The 18,775-nt window shown below is 73.1% G+C and carries 16 protein-coding genes and 1 riboswitch; of the genes, 11 read left to right on the plus strand and 5 right to left on the minus strand.

What is annotated here, in order from left to right; translation table 11 throughout:
• Positions 1 to 168 precede the first annotated feature (168 nt).
• The 3 genes from ACH4K1_RS15195 to ACH4K1_RS15205 all read right to left on the minus strand — a co-directional run bounded on the left by ACH4K1_RS15195 (position 169) and on the right by ACH4K1_RS15205 (position 3,551).
• The gene (locus ACH4K1_RS15195) at positions 169 to 540 is read right to left on the minus strand and encodes a VOC family protein (protein ID WP_398089657.1); all 372 of its coding nucleotides are present in this window, start codon (positions 538 to 540) and stop codon (positions 169 to 171) included.
• A gap of 118 nt (positions 541 to 658) precedes the next feature.
• Positions 659 to 2,119: a uracil-xanthine permease family protein gene (locus ACH4K1_RS15200; protein ID WP_398089659.1), complete on the minus strand. Its 1,461-nt coding sequence runs from the start codon at positions 2,117 to 2,119 to the stop codon at positions 659 to 661.
• A gap of 202 nt (positions 2,120 to 2,321) precedes the next feature.
• Positions 2,322 to 3,551, minus strand: coding sequence for an MFS transporter (locus ACH4K1_RS15205; RefSeq protein WP_398089661.1), 1,230 nt, complete (start codon positions 3,549 to 3,551; stop codon positions 2,322 to 2,324).
• Positions 3,552 to 3,730: 179 nt separating this feature from the next.
• On the opposite strand from ACH4K1_RS15205, the gene ACH4K1_RS15210 reads away from it, so the two are divergent.
• Complete coding sequence (locus tag ACH4K1_RS15210) at positions 3,731 to 4,921, plus strand: ROK family protein (protein ID WP_398089662.1); 1,191 nt, start codon at positions 3,731 to 3,733, stop codon at positions 4,919 to 4,921.
• 231 nt (positions 4,922 to 5,152) lie between these two features.
• Here the strand turns inward: ACH4K1_RS15210 and ACH4K1_RS15215 are convergent, their stop codons facing one another.
• On the minus strand, positions 5,153 to 7,507 hold the full coding sequence (locus tag ACH4K1_RS15215) for a chitinase C-terminal domain-containing protein (RefSeq protein ID WP_398089664.1): 2,355 nt from the start codon (positions 7,505 to 7,507) through the stop codon (positions 5,153 to 5,155).
• Between the two features lie 295 nt (positions 7,508 to 7,802).
• A riboswitch (FMN riboswitch) is annotated at positions 7,803 to 7,933 on the plus strand.
• 173 nt (positions 7,934 to 8,106) lie between these two features.
• Between ACH4K1_RS15215 and ribD the strand changes: the two genes are divergently transcribed.
• The 10 genes from ribD to ACH4K1_RS15265 all read left to right on the plus strand — a co-directional run bounded on the left by ribD (position 8,107) and on the right by ACH4K1_RS15265 (position 16,705).
• Positions 8,107 to 9,207, plus strand: a complete 1,101-nt coding sequence (ribD, locus tag ACH4K1_RS15220; RefSeq protein ID WP_398089665.1) for a bifunctional diaminohydroxyphosphoribosylaminopyrimidine deaminase/5-amino-6-(5-phosphoribosylamino)uracil reductase RibD — start codon at positions 8,107 to 8,109, stop codon at positions 9,205 to 9,207.
• Positions 9,208 to 9,816 (plus strand): riboflavin synthase, encoded by a 609-nt coding sequence (locus ACH4K1_RS15225; protein ID WP_398089667.1) that lies wholly within the window; start codon positions 9,208 to 9,210, stop codon positions 9,814 to 9,816.
• Positions 9,813 to 10,457 carry a nicotinamide mononucleotide transporter family protein gene (locus ACH4K1_RS15230; RefSeq protein ID WP_228995142.1) on the plus strand — a complete coding sequence of 215 codons (645 nt, stop codon included), beginning with the start codon at positions 9,813 to 9,815 and terminating at the stop codon, positions 10,455 to 10,457. The genes ACH4K1_RS15225 and ACH4K1_RS15230 overlap by 4 nt, the downstream gene beginning before the upstream one ends.
• Entirely contained in the window at positions 10,454 to 11,752 is a 1,299-nt protein-coding gene (locus ACH4K1_RS15235; protein ID WP_398089669.1) for a bifunctional 3,4-dihydroxy-2-butanone-4-phosphate synthase/GTP cyclohydrolase II, read from the plus strand. The genes ACH4K1_RS15230 and ACH4K1_RS15235 overlap by 4 nt, the downstream gene beginning before the upstream one ends.
• 37 nt (positions 11,753 to 11,789) lie before the next feature.
• Positions 11,790 to 12,275 (plus strand): 6,7-dimethyl-8-ribityllumazine synthase, encoded by a 486-nt coding sequence (gene ribH / locus ACH4K1_RS15240; protein ID WP_003970409.1) that lies wholly within the window; start codon positions 11,790 to 11,792, stop codon positions 12,273 to 12,275.
• 35 nt (positions 12,276 to 12,310) lie between these two features.
• Entirely contained in the window at positions 12,311 to 12,583 is a 273-nt protein-coding gene (locus ACH4K1_RS15245) for a phosphoribosyl-ATP diphosphatase (protein ID WP_073769929.1), read from the plus strand.
• A gap of 88 nt (positions 12,584 to 12,671) precedes the next feature.
• Entirely contained in the window at positions 12,672 to 13,520 is an 849-nt protein-coding gene (hisG, locus tag ACH4K1_RS15250) for an ATP phosphoribosyltransferase (RefSeq protein WP_398089672.1), read from the plus strand.
• A gap of 38 nt (positions 13,521 to 13,558) precedes the next feature.
• Positions 13,559 to 14,029 carry a PH domain-containing protein gene (locus ACH4K1_RS15255; RefSeq protein ID WP_398089674.1) on the plus strand — a complete coding sequence of 157 codons (471 nt, stop codon included), beginning with the start codon at positions 13,559 to 13,561 and terminating at the stop codon, positions 14,027 to 14,029.
• Positions 14,030 to 14,222: 193 nt separating this feature from the next.
• A complete protein-coding gene (locus tag ACH4K1_RS15260) occupies positions 14,223 to 15,581 on the plus strand; it encodes a hemolysin family protein (RefSeq protein WP_398089676.1) in 1,359 nt (452 codons plus the stop codon).
• The gene (locus ACH4K1_RS15265; RefSeq protein ID WP_398089678.1) at positions 15,578 to 16,705 is read left to right on the plus strand and encodes a hemolysin family protein; all 1,128 of its coding nucleotides are present in this window, start codon (positions 15,578 to 15,580) and stop codon (positions 16,703 to 16,705) included. The genes ACH4K1_RS15260 and ACH4K1_RS15265 overlap by 4 nt, the downstream gene beginning before the upstream one ends.
• A gap of 97 nt (positions 16,706 to 16,802) precedes the next feature.
• On the opposite strand, the gene ACH4K1_RS15270 is transcribed toward ACH4K1_RS15265, so the two are convergent.
• Positions 16,803 to 18,707: an AAA family ATPase gene (locus tag ACH4K1_RS15270; RefSeq protein ID WP_398089680.1), complete on the minus strand. Its 1,905-nt coding sequence runs from the start codon at positions 18,705 to 18,707 to the stop codon at positions 16,803 to 16,805.
• Positions 18,708 to 18,775 lie beyond the last annotated feature (68 nt).

The raw sequence follows: 18,775 nt of genomic DNA on the forward strand, positions 1-18,775 counted from the left end.
CTTTTTGGTCTAGCCCACAACCCCTGGGGGGGGGGGGGGGGGGGGGGCGGGGGGGGGGGGGGGGGGGGGGGGGCGGGGGGCGCCGCCCCCCCGCCCCCCCCCGCCGAACCGTCGCCGATCCCGCCTCCCCCGGCCGGGTGCCGTGGAGCCGGGCCGTCACCCGGCCGGTCAGGCCCGGCAGAGGCAGAACGGGTGGCCCGCGGGGTCGGCGTAGGCGCGGAAGCCCGCGTGGGCCTCCTCGTCCACGTCCAGTTCGCGCGCGCCCAGCTCCAGCACCCTGGCGTGGGCGGCCTCCATGTCGGTGACGGTGAGGTCCAGGTGGAGCTGCTGGGAGTTGCGGTCGGCGCGCGGCCACTCCGGGGGAGTGAGGTCCTCGGCCCGCTGGAATGCGAGCCGCTGACCGTCGTCCAGGCGCAGGTTCACCCAGTCGTCGTCCTCGCCGCCCTCGATGCGGCCGCCGAGCACGGCGGCGTAGAACTCGGCGAGCCGCAGCGGCTGCGGGCAGTCGATGGCGGTGAGCTGGAGTGCGGCGAAACCCATGGGTCCTCCTCGGTGGTGTGAGGGGCGCGTACCTCGGACCGCGGGGGATCAAACGCCGCGCCGCTCCTCGGGGCCCCGCACGGGCGTGCGGGTGCGGGCCCGCTCCACCGGGCCGGGGTCAGGACTTCCCGGGCTCCGTGCCGTGGCCGCCGCCGGTGCTCCGGTCGCCCGTGCCCCGGTCGGCGTCCGTGCTCCGGTCGGCGTCCGTGCCTGCGTCGTAGGTCGAAGTGCCGGAGTCCAGCAGGGGTTCCTGGGTCTTGAGGTGGGCCGGGGCGAAGGCGCGCAGCACGTGGTAGCCGGTGATCACGACGAGGGTGCCGAGCGCGATGCCGCCCAGTTCGAAGTTGTCGGTGATCTTCAGGCTGACCCCGCCGACGCCGATGATGATGCCCGCGGCGGCCGGGACGAGGTTGAGCGGATTGCGCAGGTCCACCCGGCCGTTGAGCCAGATCTGCGCGCCGAGCAGGCCGATCATCCCGTACAGGATCACGGTGATCCCGCCCAGCACCCCGCCCGGGATCGCGGCGACGACCGCGCCGAACTTGGGGCACAGGCCGAAGAGCAGGGCGAAGCAGGCCGCCGCCCAGTACGCGGCGGTGGAGTAGACCCGGGTCGCGGCCATCACGCCGATGTTCTCGGAGTACGTGGTGTTGGGCGGTCCGCCCACCGCGGTGGAGAGCATCGACGCCGCGCCGTCCGCCGCGATGGCGGTGCCGAGCTTGTCGTCCAGCGGGTCGCCCGTCATCTCGCCCACGGCCTTCACGTGCCCGGCGTTCTCCGCGACCAGCGCGATCACCACGGGCAGCGCCACCAGGATCGCGGACCACTCGAAGCTCGGGGCGTGGAAGGTCGGCAGTCCGATCCAGTCGGCCTGCCCGACGGCGGAGAGGTCCAGACGCCAGTGGTCCACGGCCTCCGCGCCGCCCGCAGGGGAGTGGATCTTCCCGAACACCAGGTCCAGGACCCAGGACAGCACGTATCCGAAGACCAGCCCCAGGAAGATCGCGATACGGGAGAGGAAGCCGCGCAGGCACACCACCGCGAGCCCGGTGAACAGCATCACCGCGAGCGCCGTCCACTGGTCCTGCGGCCAGTACGTGGAGGCGGTCACCGGCGCCAGGTTGAAGCCGATCAGCATCACGACCGCGCCCGTCACCACCGGCGGCATCGCCGCGTGGATGATCCGCGCGCCGAACCGCTGCACGGCGAGACCCACCAGGAAGAGGGCCACCGCGACCGCGAACACCGCGCCCGTGATGGTGGCGACGTCGCCGCCGCCCGCCCGGATCGTGGCCGCGACGCCGACGAAGGAGAGCGAGCAGCCCAGGTAGCTGGGCACCCGGCCCTTGGTCGCCAGCAGGAAGATCGCGGTCGCGACGCCCGACATCATGATCGCGAGGTTCGGGTCCAGGCCCATCAGGACCGGGGCGACGAACGACGCCCCGAACATCGCGACCACGTGCTGGGCGCCGAGTCCGAACGTACGGGGCCAGGAGAGCCGTTCCTCGGGGCGGACCACCGCCCCGGGCGCGGGGGTCTTCCCGTCGCCGTGCAAGGTCCAGCGCACGCCGAGGCTCATGGTTGCTCCCTGAAGGTCTGCTCGGTGTGCCGGCCGGTCTGCGACGCTGCGCGACCCGACGTTCGGTGTTCACCTGCGGAAAAGATCAGCGCCATGGTAGTGGTGCGGCGCGCGGAGGTCGCGGGGAGGTGGGCCGCCCCGCGCGCCGCCACGCTCTCGCACGCCCGCACCGCCCTGCCCGCCGCCGGATGCCGCGGGCCCCTCAGCCGCCGGCGCCGCTCTTGGCCGGCGTACCGTCGCCGACCGCCGAGCCGGCCACCTTGCGGTCGGCCGACCGCAGCACCCCGGCGCCCAGCACCAGGCCGAAGGAGAGCGCCGTCACCACGCCGAACGAGACCATCAGCGAGGTCGCCTCGGCCAGCGAGCCGATCGCGGACGGGGCGATGAGGCTGGAGGTGTACGTGATGGTGGCGACGCCCGCGATGGCCTGGCTCGGGTTCGGCCCACTGCGTCCCGCGGCGGCGAAGGCCAGCGGGACCACGACCGCCACGCCGAGGCCGAGCAGCGCGAAGCCGCCCATCGCGGCCGCGGGGGAGGGCGAGAGGACGACCAGCAGCCCGCCCGCGGTGGCCAGCAGCCCGCCGGTCCGTACCGTGCGCACCGCGCCGAACCGGTCCACGATCCGGTCCCCGGCGATCCGGGCCAGCGCCATCGTCAGGGTGAACGCCGTGGTGGACGCGGCGGCGAGACCGTCCGAGCTGTCCAGGACGTCCCGCAGGTAGACCGCCGACCAGTCCAGGCTGGCACCCTCCGCGAACACCGCGCAGAACCCGATCGCCCCGATGATCAGGGCCGACCTGGGCGGCAGCGTGAAGCGCGGCGGCGGCTCCTCGTCCGGGCCGCTCTGGAGGTCGAGGACGTTCCGGCAGGCGATGAGCCCCAGCACCGTGAGCGCCACGGCGGCGACGGCGTGGTGCAGCCGGGCGTCGGTCGCGGTGTGGGCGGCGACGGTGCCCGCCGCCGAACCGATCAGCGCGCCCACGCTCCACATGCCGTGCAGGCCCGACATGATCGACCGGTCGAGGCGGTTCTCCACCTCGATGCCCAGGGCGTTCATCGCCACGTCGGACATCCCCGCCGTCGCCCCGTAGACGAACAGCGCCGCGCACAGGGCGACCAGGCTCGGTGCGAGCGCGGGCAGGACCAGCGCCAGCGTCCAGAGCGCCAGCAGCCCGCGCAGGGCGTTCCGCGCGCCGAACCGGTGGCTGATCCTCCCGGCGAGCGGCATCGCGATCGAGGCGCCGATCGCCGGGAAGGCCAGCGCCAGCCCGAGCTGCCCCGCGCTCACCCCGGCGTGGTCCTGGATCCACGGCACCCGCGTCGCGAAGCTGCCGGTCACCGCGCCGTGCACGGTGAAGACCGCGGCGACGGCGTAGCGGGCCCGCCTCACCTGCTGTGCGCTGTAGTCCGTGACGGTCGAGTCGTTCGTCATGCCGTCGTGCCCCTCCCCTGGGAATCCTCTGACGCCGGCGGTCCCGGCGGCCCGGGCGCTTCCGCCCGACGATGCGTGGCGTAAACTATCAGGAAGCCTGCCTGATAAATAGTCGCTCCGCCGCGGCCGGGGGGAGCGGACCGGAAGAGGGCGGTCGGCGATCTGGAAGGATTCCCGGTATGCGCGCATCTCCGAGCACGGCTCGGGCCATCAACGACCGGCTGGCCCTGCGGTTGCTCCAGCGGGACGGTCCGCTGACGGCCGCCCAGCTCAAGACGGAGACCGGCCTGTCCCGGCCCACCGTCGCCGACCTCGTCGAACGGCTCCGGGCCGCCGGGCTGATCGAGGTCGTGGGGGAGTCCGGGGCCGTCCGCCGGGGCCCCAACGCCAAGCTCTACGGGATCGTCGCCGACCGGGCCCATCTCGCGGCGCTCGACGTGCGGCTGGGCAGCGTCAGCGTGGTCGTCACCGATCTGCTGGGGGCCACCCTGGCCGAGGACGCGCTGCCCATCGGCAGCGGCACCGGCACCGAGCCCGCCGTCGAGCGGGCCGCCGCCCTGCTGGAGCGCGCCGCCCGTGCCGCCGGGCCGGTCCCCCTGCACAGCGTCGGGATCGGGGCGCCGGGGCTGATCGATCCCGCCACCGGTGAACTGCGCGACAGCACCGGCCTGCCGGCCTGGCACCGGGGTCTGGTCCGGGAGCTCCAGCGGCGGCTGCCCGCCACCGTCCTGGTGGAGAACGAGACCAACCTCGCGGCCGTGGCCGAGCTCCGGGAAGGCGCGGCCCGGGGCCGGGACACCTTCGTCCTGTTCTGGCTCGGCCTGGGGGTCGGGGCCGCCGTGGTGCTGGACGGCCGACTGCGCCAGGGGGCGTCCGGCGGCGCGGGGGAGATCGGCTTCCTGCCCGTCCCCGGGGTGGGCGGGCTGCCCTCGGCGGCCGACTGCGCGGGCGGCTTCCACTCCCTGGCCGGCTCGGTCGCTCTGTGCGAACTCGCTTCCACCCACGGACTGTTGGAGACCGATGCGGTGGCGGAGGGCGGTGAGGAGGCGGCCGCCGTGGACGCGGTGCGGGCCGCCCTGGAGGCGGGGGAGCCGGGTGAGCCCTTCCTGAAGGAGCTGGCCGACCGCCTTGCCCTCGGGGCCGCCGCCGTCGTCTCGGTGCTGGATCCCGGCTGCGTCCTGCTCGCGGGGGCCGTCGGCCACGCGGGCGGGGCCGCGCTCGCCGCCCGGGTCGAGGAGCGGCTGGCCGCGATGTCGCCCCTGCGCACGGAGGTCCGCGCCGGTTCGCTGGGCGACGGGGCCGTGCTGCGGGGGGCGCTGATCACCGCCCGGGACGCCGCGCAGGACGCGATCTTCGCCCCGGAGGGCTGAGCGGCAGAGCGCCCCGTGGGGCGCCCGCCTCCCGGCGGGGGCACGCGGAAAGGCCCCGGCGGCGATGCGCCGGGGCCTTCCGTACAAACCGCGGCCACGCCCCGGGGCTCGTACGGGGCGTGGCCGCGGACCGAAGCTTTCGTACCGGGCCGGACGCCCGGCGGTGGGCGGGGGCGGGACCGCCGGCCGCCGGACGTCCGGGTGGGCCGGAGCCCGGCGGCGGAAAGGGGGTCAGCAGGCGCCGAGGTCCTTCCAGACGCCCCACTGCCCGGTCGATCCGGGCGTCTCGCCCTTCGTCCACCAGGACGCCTTCCACTGGTGGCCGCCGTGGCTGACGGTGGCGCCGCCGGTGTACTCGGTGGCCGCGCTCCAGGCGGGGGCCGTGCAGCTGCCGCCCGACTGGGTCGGGGACGGGCTCGGGGTCGGGCCGGTCGGGTCCGGCGTCGGCGTGGGGCCGGTCCCGGTACCGGGCTCGACCACGGTGGTGCCGCGGGCCAGGTCACCGGCGAGGGAGTAGGACTTCCCGCCGAAGGTCACGGTCCAGTTCGACGGCGTGGAGGTGGGCAGGTAGTAGACGAAGTCCAGCTCCACCGAGGCGCCGGGGGCCAGCGTCTGCCAGGCCGGGAGCTTCAGCGAGACGCGGTTGTAGTCGCCCTTGAGGCCGCCGACGTTGTTGACCGCCTTGTGGTCGCTGCGGACGATCGTCGTGCCGAAGCCGGACTGGTCCTTGGCGTTGGCCGGGGCGGAGGTGGAGTAGTCGAACTGGAACTCCGTACCGCCGGGCAGGGTGGCCTTGGTCCGGTTGGTGATCTTCAGCTTGGGGCTGATCGGGTAGTTGGAGTCGCCCAGCGGGAACTGGCCGAAGGAGACGTCGATGTTCACGGCCTGGGCCGGCAGGTCGATCGTGGAGCGCTTCGCGCCGTACGGGGAGGCCGACTTGAACGCGTCGTACATCGCGGTCGTCAGCGTGGAGCCGGTCTCGTACTGGCCCTTGGCCGCGTTCCACCGGTAGTCGCCCGCCAGCTCCCAGATCATCGTGCCGCCGATGCCCTTGTCCACGACGTAGTCGGCCTTGGCCTTCACCGACTGCTCGTCCTCGGTGGAGAGGAACACCTTCTTCTCGGCGTTCCACAGCCACGGGGCGACCAGCGTGGAGTCGTACTTGCGGGCGTACGTGCCGGTCAGCCGGGTGGTCGCCGGGAAGCCGTAGTCGGTGACGTAGTCGCCGACGATGCCCTTCTCCAGGTTCTTCGCGTGCCACATCGGGTTGGAGCCGGCGGGCGACTCCTTGCCGTTCGTGTCCTTGTCGTGCCAGAGGTTGTCGATCCCGACCGCGCCGTCGCCGCACTTGGTCAGCCCCGCGCCCGCCGGGCAGTCGGTCGTGGCCGCCTTGCCCCACAGTCCGTCGGTGCCGCCCTGCACGTTCTTGAAGCCGCGGGTGTAGTACGGCAGGCCGATGTTGATCCGGCCGGCCGGCATCGAGCCGCGGAAGTAGTGGTAGGCCCAGTCGGTGTTGAGGTAGCCGGTGCCGCCGTACTGCGAGGTGGAGTACACGCCGGCCTGCGCCAGTTCGGCGTCCTTGCCGTCGTCGAACAGGGAGGCGTTCGGGCCGACGTACTCGTTCCAGGCGCCGTGCAGGTCGTAGGACATGATGTTGACGTAGTCCAGGTACTTCTGCATCTGGTACGTCTCCATGCCCCGCAGCAGGTAGCCGGAGGAGGGGGCGGCGACCGTCAGCAGGTAGTGCTTGCCGTCGGCGGCGCCCGCGCGGTCGAGCTTCTCGCGGAGCGTCTTCATCAGGGCGTCGTAGCCCTTGACCAGACCCGCGCGGCGGCCGTTGGACAGCGTGTGGTCCAGCGGGTTGCCCGCGTCCTTCATCGTGGTCGCGTACTCGTAGTCGATGTCGACGCCGTTGAAGCCGTACTTCTTGATGAAGTCGACGGCGGAGTCCGCGAAGGTGTCGATGCCGGCCTGGTTGACCGAGCCGTCGGCGTTGGTGGCCATCGAGTAGAAGCCGCCGGAGTCCACCCGCTTGCCGTCGGGACCGAAGTAGCCGCCCGTCTCGGCCCAGCCGCCCACGGAGACCAGGGTCTTCACGTCCGGGTACTTCTTCTTGTACTTCGTCAGCAGGTTGAAGTGCCCCTTGTAGGGGAGCGCCGGGTCCATCTCCGCGCCCGCGACACCGGGCCAGGTCATGCCGGTGGAGGCGTTGTCGGCGCTGTCGGGGCCGACCGAGAGCTTGTTGGAGCCGTCGACGTGCGCGAAGGCGTAGTTGAGGTGCGTGACCTTGTCCCACGGGATGTCGGGGACGAGGTAGGCGTCCTTGCCGTCCTTGCCGGTGCGCCAGTTGGTGAAGTAGCCGATGACGCGCCGCTGGTGGTCGGCGCCCATCTTCTCGCGTCCGTCCGCGTCGTAGACGGAGCAGTAGGGGACGGCGACGCCGGGGGTCTGGTAAAGCCCGTCGGGGCGACAGGAGTTCTGGTCGGCGGCGGCCGAGGGGCCTGCGGCGAGAGAGCTCAGCAGCAGTCCGGCGACGGCGGCGCCGGCGGCGAGAAGCGTGGCTCTCGCTCGGGTGGGGGACGGCATGGGGTCGTTCCTCCTGGGGAGGTCGGCAGAGCACGGCACGAGGGGCGGTGAGGGGGCGGGTCTGGCGGGGTCCCGGTGTGCGCGCACCGTGGGACCGAACCTCGGAGGTGACGCAGAGATTAAGAGGACTAGACCAGAGCGTCAATAGGTCTGGACCTTTAAGGGTCAACTTTCCGCATGACGACGTTGTCGCATTCGCGCCGAAGGGAACGCGCCGACCTTCCTGTGACCCAGGCCACACCGGTCACCCGCATGGCCGTGCGGCGTCCGTGGCAGACTGGTTGCGTACCAGTAGCAGCGCACTCCGGGGTCGGTGCAATTCCGAACCGGCGGTTACAGTCCGCGACCCGTCCGCAGCCAGCGGCCGGTTGACCAGGTGAAATTCCTGGACCGACGGTTAAAGTCCGGATGGGAGGCAGTGCGCGGCGGTCTGTCATCGGTACGCCGCCGTCGGCGGACGCGTGGCCGGGGTTCCCCCGTGGCCCGTGCGTTCCCGGCGTTCCCCGCTCGCGGGGTGTCCGGCGTCTCCGCGGATGACCGCTTTCTCTGTCGTCATCGACAGGCCCCGGAGTCCGTGCCCGAAGAGGCAGGAGGACCCGGTGGACACCGCAGCCGACACCACCGCCATGCGCCGAGCCGTCACGCTCGCCGCGCGCGGTCTCGGCTCCACCAGCCCCAACCCGGTCGTCGGCTGTGTGATCACCGACGCCTCCGGGACCGTGGTCGGCGAAGGCTTCCACCAACGCGCCGGAGGGCCGCACGCCGAGGTCCACGCCCTGCGCGCGGCCGGCGGGCGGGCCCGCGGCGGCACCGCCTACGTCACCCTCGAACCCTGCGACCACACCGGCCGCACCGGCCCCTGCTCCCAGGCCCTCCTGGCCGCCGGCGTCAGCCGGGTCGTGTACGCGGTCGGCGACCCGGACCCGCGGGCCACCGGCGGGGGCGGCACCCTGCGCGCGGCCGGGGTCCGAACCGAGCGGGGGCTCCTCGCCGACGAGGCCGAGGCCGTCAACGCCGCCTGGCTGACCTCGGTGCGCCTCGGCCGCCCGTACGTCCTGTGGAAGTACGCCGCCACCCTCGACGGCCGGATCGCCGCCGCCGACGCCACCAGCCGCTGGATCACCTCGCCCGAGGCGCGCGCCGACGTCCACCGGCTGCGCGCCGAGGCCGACGCCGTACTCGTCGGCTCCGGCACCGCCCGCACCGACGACCCCCAGCTGGGCGTACGCGGCGTCGACGGCGCCACCCAGCCGCTGCGGGTCGTCCTCGACACGGACGCCACCGCCGTGAAACCCGGCGCCCGGGTCCTGGACGGCGCCGCTCCCACCCTGATCGCCGTCGCCGACGACGCCCCGACCGACCACCTTCCGGCCGCGTCCGTCCTGCGCCTGCCCCGCGCCGCCGCCGGCCCCGGACTGGACCTCGACGCCCTCCTCGACGCCCTGCACGTCCGCGGCGTCCGCTCCGTACTCCTCGAAGGCGGCCCCACCCTCGCGGGCGCCTTCGTCGCCGCCGGGAAGGTCGACAAGGTCGTCGGCTACCTCGCCCCGGTCCTGCTCGGCGCGGGCCCCGCCGCCCTCGCCGACGCCGGAATCACCACCATCTCCCAGGCGTTGCGCCTCGAAGTGACGGAGACCGCGGCGATCGGCCCCGATCTGCGCGTCACCGCCGTCCCCGCCCCTGCTCGGAAGGGAAACTGAGTGTTCACCGGAATCATCGAAGAACTCGGTGAGGTCACCGCCGTCGAGCCGCTGGCCGACGCCTCCCGCTTCCGGCTGCGCGGCCCCCTCGTCACCGAGGGCGCGAAGCACGGCGACTCCATCGCGGTCAACGGCGTCTGCCTCACCGTCGTGGAGACCGCGGACGGCGAGTTCACCGCCGACGTGATGGCCGAGACCCTGGAGCGCTCCAGCCTCGGAGCGCTCGTCCCCGGCTCCCGCGTCAACCTGGAGCGGCCGATGGCGCTCGGCGGCCGGCTCGGCGGACACCTCGTCCAGGGCCATGTGGACGGCACCGGCGCCATCGTGGAGCGCACCCCCTCCGAGCACTGGGAGATCGTCAAGGTCTCCCTGCCGCCCGAGCTGACCCGGTACGTCGTGGAGAAGGGCTCCATCACCGTCGACGGCGTCAGCCTCACCGTCGTCGACGCGGCGGCCGGCCACTTCACCGTCAGCCTCATCCCCACCACGCTCGCCCTGACCACGCTCGGCCGCAAACAGCCCGGCGACCCGGTCAACCTGGAAGTCGACGTGATCGCCAAGTACGTCGAGCGGATGCTCGGCGACCGGACCGGACAGGACCCGCGATGAACCTCGCGAACTGGCTCAACTCCGAGGCCTTCACCGTCTTCGGCCAGCACATCAAGTGGTCGGACATGATCGGCAACCTCGTCGGACTGATCGCCCTGGCCCTCGGCTGGCGGCGCTCCATCTGGACCTGGCCCGCCCAGCTGCTCTCCGGCGTGATCCTGCTCGTCGCCTTCGCCTCCGCCCACCTCTCCGGCAGCGCGGGCAAGCAGCTCGTCGTCATCGTGGTCGCCCTGTGGGGGTGGTGGTCCTGGAACCGCGGCAGGCGGCAGGCCCAGGACGGCTCCATCGCCGTCCGCTTCGCCACCTGGCGCGAGCGCGGCGTGCTGATCGGCGCCGCCGCCCTGGGCACCCTCGCCGTGGGCGGCCTGTTCACCGCGTTCCCGTCGCTGTCCTGGGATCCGTGGCCGGACGCGTACATCTTCGTCGGCACCGTCGTCGCGATGTACGCCCAGGCCCGCGGCATGGTCGAGTTCTGGTTCGCCTGGCTGCTGGTCGACCTGGTCGGCGTCCCGCTGAACTTCGCCAACGGTTTCGCCTTCTCCGGTTTCGTCTACGTCATCTACGGCGCCCTCGTCCTGTGGGGGATGCGCGACTGGTGGCTGCGTTCGCGGACCCCCGCCCTGAAAGGAGCCACGGCATGACCGACCGGCCCCTCTGGCCGCACCCCGGCCACGACCCGCTGCCCGAGACGTTCTCCCTGGACCCGGTCGAGCAGGCCGTCCGCGACATCGCCGCCGGCCGGCCCGTCGTCGTGGTGGACGACGAGGACCGTGAGAACGAGGGCGACCTCGTCATCGCCGCCGAGAAGGCCACCCCGGAGATCGTCGCCTTCATGATGAGCGAGTGCCGCGGGCTGATCTGCGCCCCCCTGGAGGGCGACGAGCTGGAACGGCTCGAACTCCCGCAGATGGTCGCGGAGAACACCGAGTCGATGCAGACCGCGTTCACGGTCTCCGTCGACGCCTCCGCCGCCCACGGCGTCACCACCGGCATCTCCGCCGCCGACCGCGCCACCACCCTGCGCATGCTCGCCGGCGGCACCGCGGGCCCCGGCGACTTCGTCCGCCCCGGCCACGTCTTCCCGCTGCGCGCCCGCCCCGGCGGCGTCCTCGTCCGCAACGGTCACACCGAGGCGGCCGTCGACCTCGCCCGGCTCGCCGGGCTGCGCCCCGCCGGGGCCATCGTCGAGATCGCCGGCGAGGACGGCGTCATGCTGCGGCTGCCCGAGCTGATCCCGTTCGCCCGCAAGCACGGCCTGACGATCATCTCCATCGAGGAGCTGATCGCCTACCGCCGCAGCAACGAGCCGGTCGTCCGCCGCGAGGCCGCGACCCGGCTGCCCACCGCGTTCGGCGACTTCACCGCGTACGGCTACCGTTCCATCGTCGACGGCGTCGAGCACGTCGCCCTGGTCCACGGCGAGATCGGCGACGGCGAGGACGTCCTCGTCCGCCTCCACTCCGAGTGCCTGACCGGCGACGTCTTCCAGTCCCAGCGCTGCGACTGCGGCCCCCAGCTGCACGCCTCCATGCGGCGCATCACGGAAGCCGGCCGGGGCATCGTCGTCTACCTGCGCGGCCACGAGGGACGCGGCATCGGCCTGCTCTCCAAGCTGCGCGCGTACGAACTCCAGGAGCGCGGCGTGGACACCCTCGACGCCAACCTGGAGCTGGGCCTGCCCGCCGACGCCCGCGACTACGCGGCCGGCGCGCAGATCCTGAAGGACCTCGGCGTCACCGGTCTGCGGCTGATGACCAACAACCCCGAGAAGACCGAGGCCCTCGTCCGCCACGGCCTCGCCGTCACCGGCCGCGAGCCCATGCCCGTCCAGGCCGGCGAGCACAACCTGAGCTACCTGCGCACCAAGCGCGACCGCATGGGCCACGATCTGCCCTGGCTCGACGGCGTCCCGCCGTCGACCTGCGCCGACCAGTGACCACCACCACCACCACCCCATCACCATCAGGAGAGACATGAGCGGCAAGGGCGCACCCGAACTGTCCGTACGCAACTGCGGCGACCTCCGCGTGGCCGTGATCGCGGCCCAGTGGCACGAGAAGGTCATGGACGGACTCGTCGACGGCGCCCTGCGCGCCCTGCACGAGCTGGGCATCGACGAGCCGACCCTCCTGCGCGTCCCCGGCTCCTTCGAGCTGCCCGTCGTCGCCAAGGTGCTCGCCGGACGCGGCTACGACGCGATCGTCGCCCTCGGCGTGGTCATCCGGGGCGGCACCCCCCATTTCGAGTACGTCTCCCAGGGCGTCACCCTCGGCCTCACCCAGGTCACCGTCGACACCGGTGTTCCCGTCGGCTTCGGCGTACTGACCTGCGACACCGAGGAGCAGGCGCTCGACCGGGCCGGACTCGAAGGGTCCAACGAGGACAAGGGGCACGAAGCGGTCACCGCCGCCGTCGCCACCGCGGCCACCTTGCGCACCGTCAGCGAACCCTGGCGCTGAGTGCCCCCGTACGACCCCGTATTCTGAGGACCATCATGGGACAGAAAACCTTCGAAGAGCTCTTCACCGAGCTCCAGCTCAAGGCCGCCGAGGGCGACCCCGCCACCTCCCGCACTGCCGAACTGGTGGGCAAGGGCGTGCACGCCATCGGCAAGAAGGTCGTCGAGGAGGCCGCCGAGGTCTGGATGGCCGCCGAGTACGAGGGCAAGGAGGCCGCCGCCGAGGAGATCTCCCAGCTGCTGTACCACGTCCAGGTGATGATGGTCGCCCGCGGGATCTCGCTCGACGACGTCTACGCCCATCTCTGAGCCGGCCTCCCCGCCGGCCCCGCCCGGCCCGGGCGACACCAGCGCGACACCACCCGCACCCTCCCTCCGCACGAAGGAAGCCGACCTCATGCTGCGCATCGCCGTTCCCAACAAGGGTTCACTCTCCGGGCCTGCGATGGCGATGCTCCATGAGGCCGGCTACCAGCAGCGCAAGGAGTCGAAAGAGCTGGTCCTGGTCGACCCCGGGAACGAGGTCGAGTTCTTCTACCTCCGCCCCCGCGACATCGCGATCTACGTCAGCTCCGGCAAGCTCGACATCGGCATCACCGGCCGCGACCTGCTGCTGGACTCCGGGGCCGACTCCGAGGAGATCCTCCAGCTCGGCTTCGCCCGCTCCACCTTCCGCTACGCCACCAAGCCCGGCACCGCGGCCGGCCCGCAGGACTTCGACGGCATGACGATCGCCACCTCCTACGAGGGCATCGTCGCCGCCCACCTCGCCGAGGCCGGGGTGAAGGCGTCCGTCGTCCATCTCGACGGGGCGGTCGAGACCGCCATCGAGCTGGGCGTCGCCCAGATCATCGCCGATGTGGTCGAGACCGGCACCAGCCTGCGCAACGCCGGTCTGGAGGTGATCGGCGAGCCGATCATGACCTCCGAGGCCGTCGTCATCCGCCGCCACGGCGCCCCCGCCGACGACCCCAAGGTGCAGCAGTTCCTCCGCCGCCTCCAGGGCGTCCTGGTCGCCCGGTCCTACGTGATGATGGACTACGACTGCCGCGTCGAGCACCTGGAGCGCGCCGTCGCCCTCACCCCCGGCCTGGAGTCCCCGACCATCTCCCCGCTGCACCACGAGGGCTGGGTCGCCGTCCGCTCCATGGTCGCCGCCAAGGAGGCGCAGCGGATCATGGACGACCTGTACGAGCTCGGCGCCCGCGCCATCCTCACCACGGCCATCCACGCCTGCCGCCTCTGACGGCCCCGGCCGCCCGCACCCCCCCGAGAGAAGATCCGATGTCCGCGCCCAGGCCCGAACTCCCCACCCTGCCGGTCACCTTCCGGCCCACCCTCACCCGGGTGGTCCTGCTGAGCGTGGGCCTGGCGATGTTCCTCGTCATCACGGTCGTCGCCCTGATGCTGGAACGGCTCAACCCGGGGGAGCGGGCCAGCTTCATCTTCGTCGCGGCGCTCTTCTTCGGCGTCCTGGCCCTGCTCAGCAGGCCCCGGGTCTCCGCCGACGAGGCCGGGGTCACCGTCGTCAACCTCACCCGGACCCGCAGGCTGGCGTGGCAGGAGATCCTCCGCGTCAACCTGCGCTCCGGCGACCCCTGGGTCTTCCTCGACCTCAGCGACGGCACCAGCCTGCCCGCCCTCGGCATCCAGCCCGGCCTCGCCAAGCAGCAGGCCATCCGCGACGCCCGCGCCCTGCGCGCCCTGGCCGAGACGCGCGGCGCCGGAAGCGACGACACCCCCGCCGCGGGCTGATCCCCCGCCCGCCACGGGGCCCTGTTGTCTACTCTGGTGGGCGGCGGCGCCCCGTGCGCCCCGCCCCGCCCGTACCACGGCCCCGACCGGGGCCCGCGGGGTTCCCCCTGCGACCCAAGGAGTGACTCCTTCCAGCAATGGACGGATCGTCCGGTAGTACCTGCGCCGCCCCTTCCCCGGAGGCGGCGGCCTCATGACCACCCCTCTGCTGCTCCTCGCGGCCGCCTTCCTCCTCATCCTCGCCAACGGATTCTTCGTGGCGGCCGAATTCGGGCTCGTCACCGTGGACAGGCCCGACGCGGAGCGCGCCGCCGCCGAGGGCGACCGACGGGCCCGTGCCGTCGTCCGCGCCCTGCGCGAACTCTCCTTCCAGCTCTCCGGCACCCAGCTCGGCATCACCCTCACCTCCCTGGTGGTGGGCATGCTCGCCGAGCCGGCCCTCGCCCGGCTGCTCGCCGGACCCCTCACCGCCGCCGGACTGCCCGAAGGGGCCGTCCCCGGCGTCGGCGTCGTCATCGGCATGCTGCTCGCCTCGGCGGTCCAGATGGTCGTCGGTGAACTCGTGCCCAAGAACTGGGCGGTCTCCCGGCCGCTCCAGGTGGCCCGCTTCGTCGCCGGACCGCAAGCCCGGTTCGCGGCCCTCCTGCGCCCGGTGATCACCCTGCTCAACACGTTGGCCAACCGGCTGGTGCGGCTCCTGGGCGTCGAGCCCACCGATGAGCTGGCCTCCGCCCGTACCCCGGGCGAGCTGGTCTCCCTGGCCCGGCACTCCGCCCGCGCCGGAGCCCTGGAACAGGACACCGCCGACCTCTTCGTCCGGTCGCTCTCGCTGGCCGGTCTCACCGCCCAGCACGTCATGACCCCCCGGGTGAGGGTCAGCGCCCTGCACTCCTCCGCCACCGCCGAGGACGTCCTCAACCTCACCCGTGCCACCGGCCTCTCCCGCTTCCCGGTCTACCGGGACCGCATCGACGAGGTCGTCGGCATGGTCCATCTCAAGGACGCCCTCGCCGTCCCCGCCGCCGAACGCCTGCGCACCCCGGCGGGGCTGATCGCCGTCGCCCCGCTCATGGTGCCCGGGACGCTCCCGGTGGAGCACCTGCTGCGGCGGCTGCGCCGCGAGCAGCCGATAGCCGTGGTCGTCGACGAGTACGGCGGCACCGCCGGCGTCGTCACCCTGGAGGACATCATCGAGGAGCTCGTCGGCGAGGTCCGCGACGAGCACGACGCCGAGGGCGCGGGCAGCCCCGAGCTGACCGCCACCACCGCCGAGGACGGGCGCCCGGCCTGGGACGCCGAGGGCAGCTGCCGGGTGCACACCCTGCGCCGCGGCGGGCTGGACGTCCCCGAGGGGCCCTACGAGACCGTCGCCGGGCTCGTCGCCGGGCTGCTGGGCCGCATCCCCGCCCCCGGCGACGTGGCCGAACTCCCCGGCTGGCGGATCTCCGTCCGCCGGGTCGGCCGCAACCGCGCCGAACGGGTCCGGTTCACCCGGACGCCCGGCCCGCGACCGGACCCGGCCGCCCGGACCCTGCTGGAGGCCGCGCGATGAGCATGCTCCACCTCCTGCTCGCCGTACTCCTGGTGGTGGCCAACGGCTTCTTCGTCGGCGCCGAGTTCGCCCTCGTCTCGGTCCGCCGCAGCCAGATCGAACCGCTGGCCGCCCAGGGCTCCGGCCGGGCCCGCACGGTCCTGCACGGCCTGGAGAACCTGCCGCAGATGATGGCCGCCGCCCAGTTCGGCATCACCGTCTGCTCCCTCACCCTCGGAGCCGTCGCGGAGCCGACCGTCGCCCGTCTCCTGGAGCCGGTCTTCCACGCGGCGCACCTCCCCGAGGGGCTCGTCCACCCCCTCGGCTTCGCCCTCGCCCTGCTGTCCGTGGTGGTGCTGCACCTGGTCATCGGCGAGATGGTCCCCAAGAACCTCGCGATGGCGGCGCCCGAGCGGACCGCCCTGTGGCTCAGCCCCGGTCTGGTCGCCTTCGCCCGGCTCTGCCGCCCGGTCACCCGTGCCCTCGGCGCCTGCGCCGACCTGGTGCTGAGGCTGTTCGGCGTGGAGCCGAAGGACGAGGTGGAGGCCGTCTTCACCAGCGAGCAGCTCAACCGGCTCGTGGAGGACTCCGGCCAGGCCGGCCTCCTCGCCCCGGCCGCGGCCGAACGGCTGGAGGACGCCCTCGAACTCGGCAGCAGACCCGTCCTCGACGTCCTGCTGGAGCGGGCGTCCCTGGTCACCGTCGACCCGTCGGTGACCCCGCGCGGGATCGAGGAGCTGACGGTACGCACCGGGTTCTCCCGCTTCCCGGTCTGCGCGGAGGGCGGCGGCCCCTTCATGGGCTACCTGCACGTCAAGGACGTCCTGGAGCTGGAGGACGCCGACCGCGCGGTCCCGCAGCAGACCTGGCGTCCGATGACGACCGTACGGGCCGAGCTCCCGCTGGACGACGCCCTGACCGTGATGCGCCGCGCCGCGACGCACCTGGCGCAGGTGGCCGACGCCTCGGGCCGGGTCCTCGGCCTGGTCGCCATGGAGGACGTCCTGGAGACGCTGGTGGGGGAGGTGCGCGACCCCTCCCACCGGGCGGTCTCGGTGCCCCGCCGCACGGTGGACGTGCCGAAGGGGACGGTGCTGCCGGGGCCCGGGCCCCTCGTGCACGGACGCCCGGCGGGGGTCTCCTGAGCGGCGGGGGTCTCCTGAGCACGGGCGCCGCCCGTGCACGGACGCTTCTCGCGCACCGGCGCCGGGGCCGCGCCGGGGGTCCGCCCCCGGCGCGGCCTCACACCGCGCCCGGCTCCTGTTTGCCCCGGCCCGCCGGGCCGCGCCCCGACAGCACCTCGCCGTACGCCTGCATCAGGTCCGGGAGCCGCAGCGTCGACAGGTCCTCCCGGGTCGGCGCGCCCGGGTAGCCGGAGAGCCGCAGATCGCGGTAGGCGCAGCTCTTCTCGTACAGCGTCCGCAGGAAGCGGCCGTTGCCCAGCTCGTCGATCCACCCCTGGTCCACCACGTGACCGCTGATGGACCGCAGCTCCTCGGCCGCCTCCTCGTCCCACACGTCGTCGTTCTCGGCGGCCAGGACGCCGCCGATCGCGGTGAGTTCGAGCGGCCGGTAGCTGGGGAAGTCGACCCGGGTGGTGAACCGGGAGGAGAGGCCCGGGTTGGTGGCGAGCAGCCGGTCCATGCCCTCCGGGTACCCCGCGAGGATGACGACGAGGTGGTCCCGGTTGTCCTCGGCCCGCTTGAGGAGCACCTGCAGCGCCTCGTCGCCGTACGCGTCGCCCTTGCTGTAACCGGAGTTGGCCAGGCTGTACGCCTCGTCGACGAAGAGCACCCCGCCCAGCGCCGAGTCGATCAGCTCATTGGCCTTCACCGCCGTCTGGCCGAGGAACTCCCCGACCAGATCGGACCGTTGCGCCTCGACCAGGTGATCGCCGCCGAGCAGTCCGAGGGCGTAGAAGACCCGGCCCAGGATGCGCGCCACCGTGGTCTTGCCGGTGCCCGAGGGGCCGGAGAAGACGAAGTGGCGCTTCGGCGGCTGCACGGGGAGCCCTTGCTCGGCCCGCAGCCGGGCCATGTTCAACTGGGCCGAGACTGCCTTGACCTGCCGTTTCACCGGCTCCAGCCCGACCATCCGCTCCAGCTGCGCCAGCGCCTCGGCCAGCAGGGCGGGATCGCTGGGCCCGGCCGGGAAGGACGGTGGCCTGCGGGTCCTGGTGCGGCGGGCGCCCTCGACGGGGACGGACGGGCCCGGCACGGGCTCGTCCCCGAGCAGCCCCGCGTCGACCAGCGGCCAGGGCTCGCGCCCGTCCCCCGGATCGGCCCCGAGCAGCGCGTCCCCCTCCGGCAGCGCCTCCCCGCCCGGGGCCCCCGCTCCGAAACCCGACAGGGACACCGGGGCCAGATCCACCGACTCGTCGAAGCCGTCGCCCTCCACGAGCGCCGCGAGCCGGGCGGAGGTGTCCATGAAGGCCGGATCGACCCGGTGCACCGCCCGGTACAGCGGCAGCGCGGCCGCGCTGCGCCCGGTGCCCTCATGGGCCCGTGCCAGCCAGTAGCGCAACTCCTTGCGCTGCGGCTGCTCGCTGCGGCACCGCATCAGCGCGGCCGACAGCAGCGGTTCCGCCTGCCCGAACATCTCCAGCCGCACCCGGGCCATTCCGCCGAACAGGCCCGCCTCGATGCCCAGCACGGGGTCGTCGACCAGCTGCTCGGTGCACCGCACCAACTGCTCCCAGTCCTTGACCAGGTAGGAGCGGCAGGCGTGCAGGAACCGTACCTGCGGGTCCGCGTCCACCGGCGGCAGCCCGGCCAACGCCCGGTCCAGCTCGGGTACATGGCGGCCGTCCAGCCAGTGCGAGGCGTGCGCCAGCAGCAGGTCCCGGCCGCTCTCCAGCACCGGCTGCACCCACCATCCCAGCCAGTACCAGGAGTTGAGCGTACGGCGGTGGCGTGCGCGCTGCTCGCCGAAGCGGTCGCGGTGCTGGTACATGCGCAGCAGGGCCGTGGTGGTGTCGACGCGCAGCGCGTGGAGGCCGAGCCAGCCGTCCGCCATGCCCGGATCGATGCGCACCGCGGCTCGGAACTCCTCCTCGGCCTGCGGGTAGGCGCCCATCGTGTAGGCGTCCATGCCACGCAGCCAGGCGAGGTCGGCAGGGGCGCCGGCGCCCTGTGTGCCGATGTTCATCAGGTCCCCCACAAACCGTGCCCCCAGGATGTCCCGCCCGCACAGCATGCCCACCGGAGCGTGCTGAA

Origin of the sequence: Streptomyces sp. NPDC017448, assembly GCF_044330565.1 — a bacterium.
Classification (GTDB): Bacteria; Actinomycetota; Actinomycetes; order Streptomycetales; family Streptomycetaceae; genus Streptomyces.

What these genes read in the sequence shown, in the direction of transcription:
- ACH4K1_RS15195 (WP_398089657.1), bottom strand. Translation starts at nt 540, where the DNA reads ATGGGTTTCGCCGCACTCCAGCTCACCGCCATCGACTGCCCGCAGCCG.
- hisG (WP_398089672.1), top strand. Translation starts at nt 12,672, where the DNA reads ATGCTGCGCATCGCCGTTCCCAACAAGGGTTCACTCTCCGGGCCTGCG.
- ACH4K1_RS15230 (WP_228995142.1), top strand. Translation starts at nt 9,813, where the DNA reads ATGAACCTCGCGAACTGGCTCAACTCCGAGGCCTTCACCGTCTTCGGC.
- ACH4K1_RS15265 (WP_398089678.1), top strand. Translation starts at nt 15,578, where the DNA reads ATGAGCATGCTCCACCTCCTGCTCGCCGTACTCCTGGTGGTGGCCAAC.
- ACH4K1_RS15270 (WP_398089680.1), bottom strand. Translation starts at nt 18,707, where the DNA reads ATGAACATCGGCACACAGGGCGCCGGCGCCCCTGCCGACCTCGCCTGG.
- ACH4K1_RS15215 (WP_398089664.1), bottom strand. Translation starts at nt 7,507, where the DNA reads ATGCCGTCCCCCACCCGAGCGAGAGCCACGCTTCTCGCCGCCGGCGCC.
- ACH4K1_RS15255 (WP_398089674.1), top strand. Translation starts at nt 13,559, where the DNA reads ATGTCCGCGCCCAGGCCCGAACTCCCCACCCTGCCGGTCACCTTCCGG.
- ACH4K1_RS15260 (WP_398089676.1), top strand. Translation starts at nt 14,223, where the DNA reads ATGACCACCCCTCTGCTGCTCCTCGCGGCCGCCTTCCTCCTCATCCTC.
- ACH4K1_RS15205 (WP_398089661.1), bottom strand. Translation starts at nt 3,551, where the DNA reads ATGACGAACGACTCGACCGTCACGGACTACAGCGCACAGCAGGTGAGG.
- ACH4K1_RS15200 (WP_398089659.1), bottom strand. Translation starts at nt 2,119, where the DNA reads ATGAGCCTCGGCGTGCGCTGGACCTTGCACGGCGACGGGAAGACCCCC.
- ACH4K1_RS15245 (WP_073769929.1), top strand. Translation starts at nt 12,311, where the DNA reads ATGGGACAGAAAACCTTCGAAGAGCTCTTCACCGAGCTCCAGCTCAAG.
- ACH4K1_RS15210 (WP_398089662.1), top strand. Translation starts at nt 3,731, where the DNA reads ATGCGCGCATCTCCGAGCACGGCTCGGGCCATCAACGACCGGCTGGCC.
- ribH (WP_003970409.1), top strand. Translation starts at nt 11,790, where the DNA reads ATGAGCGGCAAGGGCGCACCCGAACTGTCCGTACGCAACTGCGGCGAC.
- ACH4K1_RS15235 (WP_398089669.1), top strand. Translation starts at nt 10,454, where the DNA reads ATGACCGACCGGCCCCTCTGGCCGCACCCCGGCCACGACCCGCTGCCC.